This window comes from Holdemanella biformis DSM 3989 (assembly GCF_000156655.1).
Taxonomy (GTDB): domain Bacteria; phylum Bacillota_I; class Bacilli_A; order Erysipelotrichales; family Erysipelotrichaceae; genus Holdemanella; species Holdemanella biformis.
Window position 1 is genome coordinate 17,357 of record NZ_DS996839.1, and the last position, 17,228, is coordinate 34,584.

The window sequence follows — 17,228 nt, forward strand, 5'->3', positions numbered from 1 at the left end:
GCAGAAATCAAATTGATTTCTGCCTCATTTAACCTCTCCAACAACCATCACTACCAACATAGTAATTTCCAATCCATGTATTTGTAGCCATTGTTCCATCACTTTGTAAATAATAATTACCTACCCAAGCATTTTTAACCATAGCACCAGAACCATTAAAATAATACGAGTTGTTATTAATTACTTGCCATCCTGTAAGCATATAACCTGCATCATTGAAATAGTAGGTTGCTCCATTAATTATATCAAACTTTGATGTAGGGTAACTTCCATCTGTATAGCGATACCACCAATTGCCATTATACATCCATTTTGATGGTGTCCACAATCCATTACCATCTACATAATAGTCACCAACCCACTGGTTTTTAGCCATGATGCCATCATTACCAACATAGTAATTACCAATCCAACGACTCTTAGCCATAATGCCAGAACCATCAAAATAATACCAGTTTCCATTGATAACTTGCCATCCTGTAAGCATATAGCCACCATTATCAAAATAATACACATTATTATTTATGACATCAAATTTGTTTCTTGGATAACTACCATCTCCATAACGATACCACCAACGACCATTATAGATCCAACGATCTTGTTGCCAAACACCATTTGAATCCACATAATAAGCGCCTACCCATTTACTTTTAGCCATCTTACCATCTTTTTCAAGATAATAGTTTCCTGACCAAGAATTCTTTACCATTACACCAGAACCATTGAATAAATACCAATCGGATTTAATTTGTCTCCAACCCGTAACCATATAGCCATTGCCATCAAAATAATACGTTTGACCATCAATATCTTCAAAATCATTCTTTGTATAAGATCCATCCGAATGTCTATACCACCATTTTCCATTATAAATCCATTGAGCTGGTGTATATAATCCATTTGAATCTACATAACGATCATCAATCCATTGGTTTTTAAGCATAGCTCCATCCGAACCAACATAATAGTTACCAATCCATTTATTTGACTGCATAACACCATTTGAATCAAAATAATAATACTTCGATTGAATCTGTTTCCAACCTGTCACATATGAATTGTTTTCATACCAATACCAATTGCCATTTTCATCTTGAACCCATTTACTCTCTTTTTTAACAGAGTTTAAAGGAGTCACTGCACTTTCACTGATATAAGCATAATACAAGTCAAAATCATAGGCTCCATTATCCTGTGTAACACTAGTACGATTTGAATTCAATGTAGCATCCGATTGTACTTTATAATACCCATCTTGTTTAGCTAATAAAACAATTGGATATGCCCCAACATTTTTAGAACTAAATAATAAATTTGAACCCGGATTTGTATAATAAGAAACACTACCATTTGCCATACCAATAGAATAAGCATTTACTTCATTGATACCCAAACCATTTTGTACTTCCCAACAAAGGCTGGCAATTTTTTCACCCCAATATGGATCTGAAGCATATTTGACATTGATACCACTCTCTTTATCCCCTAAATGAGAACCGTAATAACGTCCAATATAATCTTTTGGATCACAATAACTTTCTGAAATAAATACCTTCGCATGATATTGAATACAATCATCCACACTTGAATAGCCATTGGCACCATAATAAGGATTGTTATCAGCTGCACCATGACCAAATAAATTATTTTTGTCCATCGCAATCTGGCTTTGACCCCAACCACTCTCAAGTACGGCATTACTATACATCATCAAAGCATTTACACCATACTTATTCTGATTTGAAACTAAAGAAGCCCCAGCATTCAACAATTTACCACTCGATACTTGACTTGAAGTATATTGATCAAATTGAGCTGCCGTAATACTTGTCTTTGTACGAGCCGGCAAATACTGAAAATAATTATAATAAGGTGCATTCGAATTTACTGCATTTGTATATACACCATTTTTATAATCTTGAATCATTGTTTTAAAGTCTGCATAAAAATAATGACCATCATAACTATAATATGTCGCATTATCACTTAATGAAGCCGGCTTATTACCTACATAGGTTTTAGAATAATAATTTGAATATTGTGAAATCAAATTTGCAACATAATGATATAAAGAACCACCATTTGTCTTATAACAACTAATTGTATTGGCATTTGCATAATCGACAATTTGAACTTCACTAGCATCCACCAAACCAGTAACACCAGCTGCCTTAAATTTTACTTTCCCATTGACCATACCAAGATATGCACCATCACTCATCGTATACCCATTGATATAGCCTTGTTCGCCATTTGTACAATTCGTATAGGTGGTGATTTCATTAGCCGAAGCCTTTGTTCTAAAGTTAACAACCCCATACGTAACATCTTTAGTTTCTTCAGCAAGCATGACAGTTGAAACCATAGAAGAAGCTAGTTCTTCCTCTAATTCTTCAGGATCATATTGAATCAAATTTCCATTTTCATCAAATCCAACAAAACTATTATTATTTGTTTCATCTGTACCTGCACTTGTCGCATATATAGATTGTGTACAAAAACCCAAAACTACTACAAACGTAAATAAACATGTAATTAATCTTTTCATTTCTAGTCTCCAATCAATATTTAATATAACATAATACGAAACAAAAAAGATAGCCAAAAATTTTGACTATCTCCAACAACCATCACTACCTACATAGTAACTTCCAATCCATTGATTTTTTGCCATGGTACCATCACCAAGTAAATAATAATTTCCAATCCAACGATTCTTTACCATAGCACCAGATGCATCAAAGAAATAATAAGTATCATTCAAGCTTTTCCATCCAGTTACCATATAGCCATCTTGATCAAAATAATACGTTTGGCCATTTATAACTTCAAAATCATTTTTAGTATAAGATCCATCACCATGTCTATACCACCATTTACCATTATGAATCCAACGATCTTGTTGCCACAATCCATTTGAATCTACATAATAATTTCCAATCCAAGTATTAATAGCCATGGTTCCATCATTTTGTAAGTAATAATTACCTACCCAGCTATTTTTTACCATTGCCCCAGAACCATTGAAGTAATACCATTTTCCCTGAATCACTTGCCATCCTGTAAGCATGTATCCATCCGAATTAAAGTAATATACATTATTGTTTATCACATCAAATTTATTCTTTGGATAACTACCATCTCCATAACGATACCACCAACGACCATTATAGATCCAACGATCTGGTTGTACTATTCCATTTTTATCAAAATAAGTAGTACCAACCCATTTACTTTTGGCCATCTTACCATCTTTTTCAAGATAATAATTACCCGACCATTGATCTTTTACCATAGCCCCAGAATTATTGAATAAATACCAATCGGATTTGATTTGAATCCAACCCGTAACCATATATCCACCATGATCAAAATAATAGGTTTGCCCATTGATATCTTCAAAATCATTTTTAGTATACGATCCATCCTGGTGACGATATCACCATTTGCCGCCATTATTGATCCAATGATCCGGTGACCATAATCCATTCGCATCTACATAACGATCTCCAATCCATTGGTTTGTGAGCATTTTACCATCTTCACCCACATAATAATTACCTATCCATTGACTAGTAAGTTTAGTATCATCATTAGAATAGTAATACCAACCATCATTTTCTTGAACCCAACCAAGTTTTCGTAAAGAATTAAAAGTCACATCAATATCAACACGACCCGCAATACCATCTACATAACCACTACTAGTTCCTTGCCACATACTATAAGGTTTCATGTAGGTACATTCCGTATTATATTGTGCCACCCATTTCATCACAGAATCAAAATAAGGATCCGTTAAATAATTGGTAAACCAATTTAAGTTGGCATAAACACCACAGTTATAACCTGCATTTTGAATTGTAGTTACATACGTTTTAGCAATTTGAGCAATCGTTGATTTACTCACACTTGACATGACACTATAATCTTCTAAATCATAAAAGACAGGATAAGAAGGATTTAAACCCTTTAGTAATCTTAAAGTATGCGCTGCCTCTTCCTTAGCATCTTCTACCGTTTGTGCATACGAATATAAATATATACCATATGGCATACCCACACGTATGCGTTCGTTTACGTTTCTTACAAATTTTTTATCATCATATTTTGCATAATCACCCGCAAAACCACAACGAAGAATCGCAAACTCAACATCTGTCTTTTTTACTTTATCCCAATCAATATCCCCCTGCCATTCACTGACATCAATACCTTTTGAGATTGCATTGGGAATAGGATCACCTACCCCATTATAAATCACACCATTTTCTTTGACCCAAGCCAAAGAATCATTTTGTGCACAAATCATTTCTTCTTCTGAAACAATAGGTTCTCCATTTTCATATCGCCAACTATTTGCCGTATACTCCTCTTCATTGGCATATACAGTTATAGATGATGAAAACATTAGAATAGATAAACAAATTGCCACTAACCTTTTCATGTAACCCCTCCTAGAAAGCGAAGAATGGACCTCCATTCTGTAAATCTCCATAATCACTAGATTGTTGATTCCAAATGGAATCAATTGAATAATATCCATTTTTATATGGATCCAATGGATCATATACATATACATATCCATTGTTGTAGCCAGCTAATAATATAACATGCGTAATACCATACCCATAGACAAAGTCCCCTTTACCTACGGCTGCCGCCACTAATTTTCCACCCTTTAAACAACCAATCAACTGACTATATGACAAGTTATTTTGGTAAGAAAGCCCATAATTATCTTGAACAACTTTATACGAATCTGAAGTTGAACCAAAATAAGTAGGCGTATTCATATATCCAGCACTATATAATTGTCGAGCAATATCGACTGGCGTATAATTTGTACCTTTATAATAATTTATAATCATTGCCGCTGTAGAAGGAAGACAACCAGAACTTCCAATTGTTGAATATCCAATTGAAGTATTCCTCCATCTATAATCGACTTGAGATAGATATGGAATATTTGAAATATCACTACGATAAATATATCCACTTCCATCAATATATAATGTTTTACTTCCTAAAGTAATCGTTCTATTCGCTGCCATTAAACCAACAGAACCACCATTTGGATCATTCTCTACATAGAAATAGAAAGAGTTACTATCCAGTGTCACAAGCCCCGTTTTTCTAGCTCCATCTTGTCCTAAATAATACCAATCTGAACCATTTAGTAATAACCAATCTTGTTTCATAGTACCATCACTTAAGAAATAGTACATTCCACTACCTACTTGTTGCCAGCCACTACAAGCCATTTCAAAAGTATTTGAATCAAAATAATACCAAATACTATTTATAAATTTCCAACCTGAAACTTTCTGACCATTTGTATCAAGCCAATACGTATGTTCATTCTCCATGTACCAACCTGTAATCAATTTTCCAATTTCATCAAAATGATATGTTTTATCTTCAAGAATCTGCGTTCCCACTAATGCATATCCATTCGAATCTACATAATAAGAACCACTCTTAATTTTGATCCAACCATCTTTTTCATATTCCAAAGTTCTTTGATTCACAAAACGCGTACCCAAAGAATCTTGTTCAATCACATAAAGCTCTTTTGACTTATCCCAAGCACCATCTTGACCAACATATCGATCATTGATCCATTGACTTATAGCCATCTTTCCATCAAAATCTAAATAATAATCACCAACCCAAGTGTTTGTGACCATACATCCAGATGCATTGAAATAATACCAATTCGATTCAATAGATTTCCATCCAGTAACCATATAACCAGACTTATCAAAATAATATGTAGAACCATTAATGACATCAAATTTAGAAGCAGGATAACTACCATCCCCATAACGATACCACCATCGACCATTACTGATCCAACGATTTGGCACCCATTTGCCACTTGCATCTACATAATCATTTTCAATCCATTCATTTGTCGCAATATATCCATTTTCTTTTACATAATAATTACCAACCCAAGTATTTGTAGCCATAATGCCATCAGATCCTAAATAATAATTACCAACCCAAGCATTTGTTAACATACAACCAGATGCATTAAAGCAATACCAATTGGAATCAATCTCTTGCCAACCAATAACCATATTTCCATCTACATCAAAATAATATGTAGAACCACTTATCTTTTCAAATTTGTTTGTAGCATAAGTTCCATCACCATAGCGATAATGCCATTTATTATTTTGCAGCACCCACTTAGATGGAGACCACAAACCATTTTCATCTACATAATAACTACCAATCCAAGTCTTTGTAGCCATTACACCATCGGATCCTAAATAATAGTTACCAACCCAAGCATTTGTTACCATACATCCAGATGCATTGAAATAATACCAATTCGATTCAATAGATTTCCATCCAGTAACCATATAACCAGAATCATCAAAATAATATGTAGAACCATTAATGACATCAAATTTAGAACAAGGATAACTACCATCTCCATAACGATACCACCATCGACCATTATAAATCCAACCATTCTGTTGTCGTAAGCCACTCGCATCTACATAAACATTATCAATCCAAGTATTTCTAGCCATTACACCATCAACACCTAAATAATAGTTACCGACCCAAGTATTTGTTGCCATGCATCCAGATACATTAAAATAGTACCAATTTTGGTTAATAACTCTCCAACCCGTTACCATATATCCATCTGCATCAAAATAATATGTAGAACCATTAATGACTTCAAACTTATTTTGAGCATACGTTCCATCACCATAGCGATACAACCATTTACCATTATTAACCCAACAATTCTGTTGCCACAAACCATTACTATCTACATAGCGATCATTAATCCATTGATTTTTAGCCATTCTACCATCTAAACCAACATAATGATTATCGATCCATTGATCACATTGAAGAATTCCTGATTCGTTAAAATAGTACATTTCTTGATCAATTTCTTGCCAACCAAGCGCAAATGTACCATCTTCCTTTGTATACATATCATGTGTTTCATTCCAACCCAATATTGTTTCTGTCTGTTCTACTACAGGTTCTTGAACTTCTGTTTCCTCAGCCAATATAGGCATACCTGCAGACAAAATCATAAACATTGGAATTAATACCAATTTCTTAAAACTCATTTTCAACTTCCCCTTATTTATTAAACTCATCTATAATCAATTCAACCTTACGCTCTACAGTATCCCACGTAAAATTTTCACACAATCTTTGATAAGACAATTTTGTAGCCTTTAAACGCCCCTCTTTATCATTAATTGCTTCTTTTAATGCAGGAAGTAATAATTCCTCAGAATTATTATCAATAATCGTTCCATAATCTTTATTAATGACAAGTTCTTTAGAACCACCACGAGCCGTTGTGACAATATAACACTCACAAGCAGCCGCTTCTAATACTGAGGTTGAAAAACCTTCCGAAAAAGAAGGAAGACAGAAAATATCAGAATCATCTAATAAAGCAACAATATGATTAAAATCAATACGACCTAAAGGAATAATATGATCATTCTTTCTTTGATCAATATACGCTTCTAAATCCCCCTCACCCGCAATAAACAAGTATACGTCATCTCTTTTTTTATTGATTTCTGACATCACATTCAGTAATTGAGGAATTCCTTTTTCAGGTAATAATCTTCCCGTAAATGTAATCACTGTCGCATCCTTAGAAATATTATATTTCTTACGATAATCTTCACATTTATTTTTTCTTAATTCATCCACCTCATGTACATCGATTGAATTATATAAAACTCCACTTGCCTCAATATGAAAATGTTTTAACCATTCATTGCAAGCTAATGAAACCCCATAGTAACGATCACAATGTCTTTTATCTAACATCGTCAATCCATGTTCATAAACAGAACCAAAGAAATCAAGTACTTTATTGTTGACAGATAAATGCGAAGTACCATGCTCAATCGTTATGCATGGAATATGATTCTTCTGGGCAAATTTCATAGCCACTAAAGAATGACGATAAAAACGTGTATTTACAATCACTAAATCAAAATGTTCTTTTTCCAATATAGAAATAATCTTTTTATATTCACTATCCTTTTTTAAAAATGGATAACGCCCTTTTAGAAAAGGATAACAATTAAATCGATATACACGAGTATCATGCATGATTTCGAAATTAGGCATATCCCCAATTTTAGAAGTAACGACAACCGGCTCATTACCTTTTTCAATGAGTTTTTTACATAAATTTAAAGTATATCTTTCGACACCACCCATATGTGGTAAATGCTGTGCAGAAAAAATACAAACTTTTTTATTCGCCATAAATCGGTTCCTCCCCGTCAAACTGAATGACTAATGGTGCATGGTTGACCCTTTTTTCCACTGGAGGAATCTGCATATAGTCACCATATACCTTCTTTAAAAATTCATCATTATTTGCAGGAATATATGCCTCAATCGATTCAAATGGAACCTTTTTAAGTGGCAATAAATCCGCCTTTTTGATTTTATCCTTTAAACAACCCGTATACTCATAAGACGTTACATATTCACAATCCACATCATTAAATGAAGTACTCACCTTTTTAAATTTCTTGTACAAAAATTTTGGAGTAATATGAAATAACTTCAAACCATAATGAGCAACCATACATCCAAAATGTAAAATATGATATTTCAAGCCTGTATAAGGAATGTGAGGTGATCCGGAACCCGAAAGAAATAATAGCTTTCCATATAATGTGGATTTTCTTAATAAACGCTTTTGATCGTCAACAGATTCAGGTACATTATCAAAAGGAAAAATATCCATAAAAATACGACAATTGCATTTTAAATCTTTTGTCATCTCACTAATAAAAACGGTATTTTTACGTTGTACATGCGTAACTGTACAAGCATAACGAGAATCAATCTCTGGCGTTAATAATTCATAATGCTCCCCTAATTCTTTATCGAAAATTTCCATTAGTCTATCATAATCTTTACGAAGCATTCCAACATCAATATCATCATCCCAAGGAATAAAACCTTGGTGACGAACTGCACCTATGGCTGTACCATAAATCAAAAAACAAGGAAGATCCTGTTTTTCACAAACATCAAGTACATCTTTCAACATCTGTGTTTGTACACCTTGTAATTTTTTTAATACTACAGGATCGTATTGTTTAAATAATACTGTACTCAAAATATACCCTCCTTTATTTCATCAAATTATCATAAATCTCTTGTAAATGTTGAACCTCTTTATCAATATTAAAAGGCGAATTCTTTACTAACTCATATCCCTTTAACCTATTATTATTATCAACCTCTAAAATTTTATGAACCCATTTACTTTTTGACTCATTTAAAGATAAGCGATGTATATTGGGTGTAATATCAATTTCTGATGTCAAACTATCATTGATAACACAACATAATCCTGAAGCCTGCGCTTCAATAAGAACTATAGGCAGTCCTTCGAATCTTGATGGAAAAACAAATACATCTAATGCATTTAAATAATCATATACATTAGGGACTACGCCCATAAAGCGAACCTTATCTTGGATATTCAATGATTGAATCTTTTCTTTCACTTCTTCTTCTAATTCGCCTCGTCCAAATAATAACAGCACAGAATCTGGTCTCACCGTTTGAAGTTCATTAAAGACTTCTATCAAAAATTCATGATTTTTTGCATAAGTAAAACGCCCAACATGACCTAATACAAGCTTATCTTCTATACCTAATTTAGCTCTCAATTCATTTCTTTTCATCTCGTCAAAACGATATTTAGTAACATCAATACCATTACACAAAACATCAAATCGATTTGATTCTACAATCTTTGATCCATATCGATCCAACCCAGCTTTCTTAGAACAACCAATAAAATAATCATCAATAAATTTTGTCTTAAATGACACAACTTTAGTAAATATCGTTGCTAAACTAATTCCAAAATTGGACGAATGACTATGTGCAATTGTCTTAATTCCATATTTTTTTGCGATAGAAGAATAAATATTGACACATGAACAAATGTGTCCATGTACAATATCATAATCATGATGAGCTGCAAAAAATTTTTTCACTTCTTTTTTATATTTAGAATAATTATAAATTTTATATCTTGGTATACTATAGATATTTCCACCAAGTTCACGAATTTCTTTATCAAAGTCGCACTCTCGATCTTCATGAACTAAAAAATCAAAGCTATACTTTGTTCGATCAATTTTACGATAAAAATTCATGATCATAGACTCAGCACCACCGCGATCCATAGCTCCAATTACATGTAATACTCTTATCATTGTTATCCTCCTTTTATGATTTATTGTGTAAGTTATGAACAAAAACAATGAACATAAACATTGTGATACAAAGCATTCCTATCAAATAATCTATACTTGCACCAACAAATCCAAATCTTGTAATTAAAAATTGAATACAAACCTGTGAAACTACTAATGCAACAATATAAATATATAGAATATATTGTTGTTTACGCATAACCGTCATTATATAAGAAAGGATGGAATTAATACTGGTTAGACAACCTGCTCCAATCAAAATTAAGAATGGAGTTTTATATCCATCTAAATTTACACCATATAATATTTCTAAGAATGGAATTCCTAAAAGTGCACATCCTACAAATACAAAGACAGAAAACAATATTGCAATTAAAAATACTTTTTGAACTACTTTTATAAAACTCTTTTTATCATCTTCATGCCATTTCTTTGCAATTTGAGTATACATTGGTACAAATATAAACATACAAAACATATTCACAATCGAAGAAGGCATAAAAATAATATTATAATACGTTTGAATACTACTACTTAAGTTCAATTCAATCGCATTTTTGGGAATATTGACAATAAAAGTACTCACAAAAGAACTGATGAATAAAGGAAAACAATTCTTAAACAAATTCATGATTTTCTTTATATCAAGGTGTACTTTTAAATCCGACATTCTTTTAATAAATGGATAATCAAAAAGAATCAGTTCTACCAAAGAATAAATGAATGCCAGTAAAATAGATATGAATAACGACCTAAAAATTAATAGGCTCACCAAAAAGATGACATTATAGCCACCAATTCTTAATATATATGAAATTCCTGATAAGTATAATCGGTCTTCTTGTTGAAATCTTGCTGAAAATAAATCCGCAAAAATATCACATATGATAAAACTACAATATAAGAATGTGATCATAAATTTATGCGCATTTAAATGAAGCATACCTGCATAAATCAAGCCGCCCAATAATGCAATACAAGAAGTAATAATTTTCATTGTAAAGTAATCCGAAAAAGAATATTCTTCCTCGACATCCGATACTTGAAATTGTCTAGTTCCAAACCATCCAATTGTAAGCATCAATTGAGCAATACTATAAGCAATCGAGTATACCCCTGCTTCATCTACCCCTAAAAGATGTGTTACATAAACCATTAATAAAACACTTGTTGCAGAACTGCACAATGTTCCCATTGTAAACCATAAAGTGTTTTCCTTTAACGAAACCTCTCTGTTTAATAAATACTTATGGATTTTAGTCATTACTCTTATCCTTTATTTCTTGTTTCAACATCGAAACTTCTTGTATCAATAAATTAATTTTATTCTTTTGCGAAGATACTATCACAGTTAATGACATGGTGATAAAAATCAAAATGACAATAAAGACACCAATCACCATATTCGAAGTCGTTTGAAATCTTAATAAATTCACAAAAAATAAGAAGAAATCCGGCCAAAGTGCCAATACAACTAAAATAATGATCGCAATCCACCATAATAAAGAATATTTAACAGGTATCATATCTTTATGCAAAATACGCATAACAGTAAAAGCTAAAACACACGCAACAATAAAAATTGCGAATCTTAAATTGAATGGCATATACTAATCCCTCCAGATTCCAATATTAATAATAGACATTAAAACATTAATCATATAATATGCATTTTTCCAACTATGAATACTTGAAGTACCACCCTGTCTTTCATTCATCTTAACAGGTACTTCTGCTACTTTCTTTCCATGCTTCAATACTCTTGTGGTTGAGATTGGCTCTGGATATTCTGTTGGATAATTCATAGAAAATTCTTTAATTAAAGATTTATCAATGGCACGAAAACCAGATGTTACATCATACAATTTAACTTTCGTAAAAAATTTAATAAATCCAGAAATCATACGAATTCCCATTTGACGCGCTTTTGTCGATTTAAATTCACTAGTAGAGCCTTCGACAAAACGTGAACCAATTGTCATATTCGCATTACCATTTTCAATAGGTGCAACCAACGCATCTACAAATGTAATATCATGTTGACCATCTCCATCAAATTGAATGGCAATATCAAAATCATTTTCATAAGCATATTTATAACCTGTTTGTACAGCCCCACCAATGCCTAAATTATGAATCAATTGAATATGTGGGATTTTATTTTCAATAAGAATTTGTTCTGTTTTATCTTTAGATCCATCATTGATCACAATCGTACTCAATTGACGAGTATGAGTTTGATTGTATTCTAAAATTGTTTTATATGTATTTAAAATACTTTCCTCTTCATTATATGCAGGAATAATGATTAATACTTTTTCCTCCATTGTGTAACCCCCATCCATTAAAAAAAGAATGTAATAACCGCTCTATATGTTATCACATTCTATTAAAATATTCTATCGTCCTATGACAATTATTAATATCGTCATAACTTCCATAATATTAAGACAAAGTATACTCATAATTGTAATTACATTTATAAATTTCGATTCCATATTTAATGTTAAATAACTATGAATCAACACTAGAAATAAAGGCAGTATCGGCAAGAAATAACGTCCTTGCACACCAATAATTAAATTAAATTGATCTGGAGTCCATGTGATTTGCAAAGCCAATATAACAGCTATAAACATCAAACTACAAAGTACTAGAAGCCACAATCGATTTTGCCATTTTAAACTTTCCTCATCTTTACTAGACATAGAAGATAATAATAAAACACTACTAAATCCAGCTGTAATAATACTTGGCATTTTTATTTCCAACCAACCTAATGGTGAACTTAACATTTGTTCAATATATTCACTCATAAAGTATTGAATTGTATTTATGAATACAATCGTTTCTTTAATAGGATGATACAAGATAAAAGAAGCTTTGTATGTTTCTACGTCCCAAATAGATTTAGTTTCATTTATATGTACTGTCCAAAAATATTGATTATATTTTGTGATTAAACCAAAAGATATTCCACTAATTACCATCAATAAGACTATATATATCCATTTCGTGTTTTTATGTTTAAACTTTTTAGTCGGAATCAGTAATCCAATACCTAAAATTGGTAAATAGATAAACTTGATTGTGGCAATGGCCATCGTACAAATCGTAACTATAGCTAAATCTACATTATTCACTTCATCCTTTTTATAGGCTAAATATAATAAATACGCAAACAAGAAAAAGGAAGCCGCGAATAACACTGAATCGTAATTAAAAGAACAAACTTGCTGCATACACATTGGAAGCATAGATACCGCAAAGAAAATTCGTTTCGCAAACTTAGGGATTAACGCTATACCCCATGAAATCAATATTGCATATACGATTAACGCAAACATTCTTCCTACAAAGGCAACTTGCATCGAATTCATATGTAAAAGACGACCAATCGTAACACCTATTGTTTGTGGTATATACCCAAAAGTAGCCAAACTCAATGGTGCTCTTGAAGCTCTTTGACCTTTGATATCCACCATTTGATGTCCACTTAACTCATTCATTTCCATCGCATAAGTCGATTGATTAGGACAATCATATCTAACAAAGTAATAAGAACCATCTTCATACAAAATAACATTCCCATGTTCATCAAATGCTTTTTTATGTAATAAAACACTACTTTGAGAATAAGCCGTTAAATAATGTGTCCATTCATCTGGAACTGTAAATTGTGGTAATACAAGTGAATAAATAATACCTGTAATAAAAATAACCACAAATGAAATTTTAGCCAAGTGCACTTCAAGAATTTTTAAAATTCCAAACAAAACAATCAATAAAATAAATAACAAAACAACTAAGAAATATAATCTCCTTACCGCAAAACAATTTCCATTCGCCAAACCATAGACAAGCGAATAATCTGTATTTTCGTCATTCAATTTACATTTAGACAGTTGTAGATAATTATCTTCTACATCAGCAGTTACATCTACTTGCATATTTGTAAAACCAGAAGAAGATACTTCGATCAGTAATTTTTGATCAGGAAGAGTTAACGATTCCATATGAAGCACATTAAAACCATCATTCAAATCTTTTTCTTTCATACTCCATTTTCGAATAAGACTGCCCTCTTGACTCTTTATGGAAACATTTAAAATACTATCTGAGTTTTTATCAACATTTTTTAAACCAAGTCCAACACCTGTTAATGAAGATGAAACATTATCTATTTCTTGTTTAAAAACATTGTTCTCCAAAGGGACTCCTTGCTCTGCTTTAGTTCTTACTTTATATACTATATTGTCATTAGGTAAAAAATTCTTCACATATGTAATATAAGTTACGAAAGAAGAACAAATAAAAACAAATAGAAATAAAGTAAGAATTATACAAAACTTTTTATTCTTATGAATACCACTTTTAATTCTATCCATACTTTCAACTAATCCTCAATTTCCTGTAAATATCTCTTTAAAGCATCCTGCCAAGTAGGTAAAGGTTTAAACCCATTTTCTACTAATTTTGATTTATCCAAACGAGAATTAAAAGGACGAGCTGCTTTAGATAAACCATACTCTTTCGTTGTTACTGGAATTACTTTATTTGTATAACCCGCTTGTTTAAAGATTTCACACGCAAAATCATACCAGCTGATATAGCCACCCTCATTTGTCGCATGATAGTAACCATATTTATCCGTTTCAATCATGTCGACTAATAAACGGGCCAAATCATAAGTATAGGTTGGTGTACCAATTTGATCATTTACGACTTTTAATGTATCAAATTTCTTTCCAACATTTAACATTGTCTTAATGAAGTTATTTCCATTCTTTCCAAATACCCATGCAATACGAACTATGAAATATTTAGATAAAGTATTTGATACAGCTAGTTCTCCACCAAGCTTCGTTTCACCATAAACATTCAATGGTTTATAATCCTTACAATCCGGTTGCCAAGGCTCTGTTCCCTGACCATCAAATACATAATCGGTAGAAATATAAACCATCTTCGCATCAATTTCTTTACAAGCATTGGCAATATTTTGTGTACCACCCACATTAATCGCTTTTACTTTTTCTTGTTTATCTTCATCTTCTGCTAAATCAACTGCAGTCCAAGCCGCACAATGCACAACAACATCTGGCTTTACAGACTTGATTGTATCCATTACAGCCTCTGAGTTTGTGATATCTAAAGATACATATTCAGCTGTTGTTACATAAGTACCATCTTGAATTCCATTATAACTTTCAGCTAAGTCTGTACCTACTCCTACATATCCTCTAGAAGCCAATTCATTCATAACATCATGACCTAATTGACCTGCCACACCTGTCACAAAAACCTTCATTTATTCATCCTCCTATTTATAGTAAGAAAAGCTAAAGATTATTCCTTAGCTCTTCCTTTTTCTACATACATCTTTTCAAAATAGTTTTGGTATTCACCACTAATGATGTTTTCCCACCATTCCTTGTTGTCTAAATACCATTGGATTGTCATTGGAATACCTGTGTCAAATGTATATTTTGGTTTCCATCCAAGTTCTGTTTCCAACTTAGTTGGATCAATCGCATAACGCATATCATGACCTTTACGATCTGTTACAAATGTAATTAAGCTTTCTGGTTTGTTTAATGCATGAAGTACAGTCTTTACAACTTCTAAGTTAGTTCTTTCATTGTGACCACCCACATTATAGACTTCACCAACACGTCCCTTACGAACAATTAAATCAATGGCGACACAGTGATCATATACATGTAACCAGTCACGCACATTTTCACCAGTTCCATATACTGGAATTGTTTCATCATTTAAGGCACGAGAAATAATTAATGGAATTAATTTTTCTGGGAAATGATAAGGACCATAGTTATTTGAACAACGACTAATCGTTACTGGTAAACCATAAGTTCTGTGGTATGCCAACACAAATAAATCAGCACTTGCCTTTGCACTTGAATAAGGACTTGAAGTATGTAAAGGTGTGTTTTCAGTAAAGAACAAGTCAGGACGATCTAAAGGAAGATCCCCATATACTTCATCCGTAGAAACTTGGTGATATCTTTGAATACCATATTTAACACAAGCATCTAATAAAGTAGTTGTTCCCATTACGTTTGTCTTAACGAAGATTTCAGGATCTTCAATACTACGGTCAACATGACTTTCAGCCGCAAAGTTAACAACGACATCAAACTTTTCTTTTTCAAATAAATCCATGATGAATTCACGATCTGCAATATCACCCTTGATAAACTTGTAGTTCGGTTTATCCTCAACTGGCTTACAAGTCTCTAAGTTACCTGCATATGTTAATTTATCTAAGTTTACAATCATATCCTCAGGATATTTATTTACCATATAATGTACAAAGTTTCCACCAATGAAACCAGCACCACCCGTTACTAAAATTTTCATATTTTTCTATTCTCCTTCATATACAAATTGATTGTTTGATTCTTCTAAAGTAGGTCCAACCTGATCTTTTTCACTCAAGACAGGCTCAATACCATTTAATAATGAACCCCAATCTACATTACAAGTCGGATCATCATAACGCATTCCACCCTCAGACTCTTTATTATAGACATTATCGACTTTATACCTAAATTCAACATCATCCGTTAAAGTTAAGAATCCATGCGCAAATCCTTGTGGAATAAAGAATTGTCTATGATTTTCTTCACTAAGCTCTACACTGACCCATTGACCAAATGTAGGACTACCTTTGCGAATATCGACCGCAACATCAATCACAGTTCCCTTTGTACAAGAAACCAATTTACTTTGTGCATAAGGCGGATTTTGCCAATGCAATCCACGAAGCGTACCCTTCTGCGCACTAAAAGACATATTGTCCTGTACAAAATCAACCGTAATACCCATCTTTTCATATTTAGGCTTTGAATACGTTTCTGTAAAATATCCTCTATGATCTCCAAATACATCTGTATCAATAATTAATACTCCAGGAATCTTTGTTTCAGTTACCTTCAT

The 17,228-nt window shown here is 32.4% G+C and carries 14 protein-coding genes; all 14 read right to left on the reverse strand.

From position 1 onward, the window contains the following. Positions 1-28: 28 nt before the first annotated feature. Positions 29-2,551 (reverse strand): glucosaminidase domain-containing protein, encoded by a 2,523-nt coding sequence (locus EUBIFOR_RS12000; RefSeq protein WP_003863918.1) that lies wholly within the window; start codon positions 2,549-2,551, stop codon positions 29-31. Between the two features lie 66 nt (positions 2,552-2,617). Continuing rightward, positions 2,618-3,397 carry a PspC-like choline-binding domain-containing protein gene (locus EUBIFOR_RS00505; RefSeq protein WP_261795736.1) on the reverse strand — a complete coding sequence of 260 codons (780 nt, stop codon included), beginning with the start codon at positions 3,395-3,397 and terminating at the stop codon, positions 2,618-2,620. A gap of 45 nt (positions 3,398-3,442) precedes the next feature. After that, complete coding sequence (locus EUBIFOR_RS12005) at positions 3,443-4,450, reverse strand: GH25 family lysozyme (protein ID WP_003863920.1); 1,008 nt, start codon at positions 4,448-4,450, stop codon at positions 3,443-3,445. 10 nt (positions 4,451-4,460) lie between these two features. Continuing rightward, positions 4,461-7,112: a C39 family peptidase gene (locus EUBIFOR_RS12010; RefSeq protein ID WP_167528763.1), complete on the reverse strand. Its 2,652-nt coding sequence runs from the start codon at positions 7,110-7,112 to the stop codon at positions 4,461-4,463. 13 nt (positions 7,113-7,125) lie between these two features. Further along, positions 7,126-8,283, reverse strand: a complete 1,158-nt coding sequence (locus tag EUBIFOR_RS00525; RefSeq protein ID WP_003863922.1) for a glycosyltransferase family 4 protein — start codon at positions 8,281-8,283, stop codon at positions 7,126-7,128. Next, positions 8,273-9,151 carry a LicD family protein gene (locus EUBIFOR_RS00530; protein WP_003863923.1) on the reverse strand — a complete coding sequence of 293 codons (879 nt, stop codon included), beginning with the start codon at positions 9,149-9,151 and terminating at the stop codon, positions 8,273-8,275. Before EUBIFOR_RS00530 ends, EUBIFOR_RS00525 begins: the two co-directional genes overlap by 11 nt. Positions 9,152-9,164: 13 nt before the next feature. Then, complete coding sequence (locus EUBIFOR_RS00535) at positions 9,165-10,265, reverse strand: glycosyltransferase family 1 protein (RefSeq protein WP_040465982.1); 1,101 nt, start codon at positions 10,263-10,265, stop codon at positions 9,165-9,167. A gap of 13 nt (positions 10,266-10,278) precedes the next feature. Continuing rightward, entirely contained in the window at positions 10,279-11,529 is a 1,251-nt protein-coding gene (locus tag EUBIFOR_RS00540) for a lipopolysaccharide biosynthesis protein (protein WP_003863925.1), read from the reverse strand. Continuing rightward, positions 11,522-11,872, reverse strand: coding sequence for a DUF2304 domain-containing protein (locus EUBIFOR_RS00545; RefSeq protein ID WP_003863926.1), 351 nt, complete (start codon positions 11,870-11,872; stop codon positions 11,522-11,524). Before EUBIFOR_RS00545 ends, EUBIFOR_RS00540 begins: the two co-directional genes overlap by 8 nt. Positions 11,873-11,875: 3 nt before the next feature. Beyond that, on the reverse strand, positions 11,876-12,592 hold the full coding sequence (locus tag EUBIFOR_RS00550) for a glycosyltransferase family 2 protein (protein WP_040465983.1): 717 nt from the start codon (positions 12,590-12,592) through the stop codon (positions 11,876-11,878). A gap of 72 nt (positions 12,593-12,664) precedes the next feature. Next, positions 12,665-14,476, reverse strand: coding sequence for a DUF2142 domain-containing protein (locus EUBIFOR_RS00555; RefSeq protein ID WP_167528764.1), 1,812 nt, complete (start codon positions 14,474-14,476; stop codon positions 12,665-12,667). Positions 14,477-14,661: 185 nt separating this feature from the next. Next, on the reverse strand, positions 14,662-15,576 hold the full coding sequence (rfbD, locus tag EUBIFOR_RS00560; RefSeq protein ID WP_003863929.1) for a dTDP-4-dehydrorhamnose reductase: 915 nt from the start codon (positions 15,574-15,576) through the stop codon (positions 14,662-14,664). A gap of 38 nt (positions 15,577-15,614) precedes the next feature. Further along, positions 15,615-16,649: a dTDP-glucose 4,6-dehydratase gene (gene rfbB, locus EUBIFOR_RS00565; protein WP_003863930.1), complete on the reverse strand. Its 1,035-nt coding sequence runs from the start codon at positions 16,647-16,649 to the stop codon at positions 15,615-15,617. 6 nt (positions 16,650-16,655) lie between these two features. Continuing rightward, positions 16,656-17,228 (reverse strand): dTDP-4-dehydrorhamnose 3,5-epimerase, encoded by a 573-nt coding sequence (gene rfbC / locus EUBIFOR_RS00570; RefSeq protein ID WP_003863931.1) that lies wholly within the window; start codon positions 17,226-17,228, stop codon positions 16,656-16,658.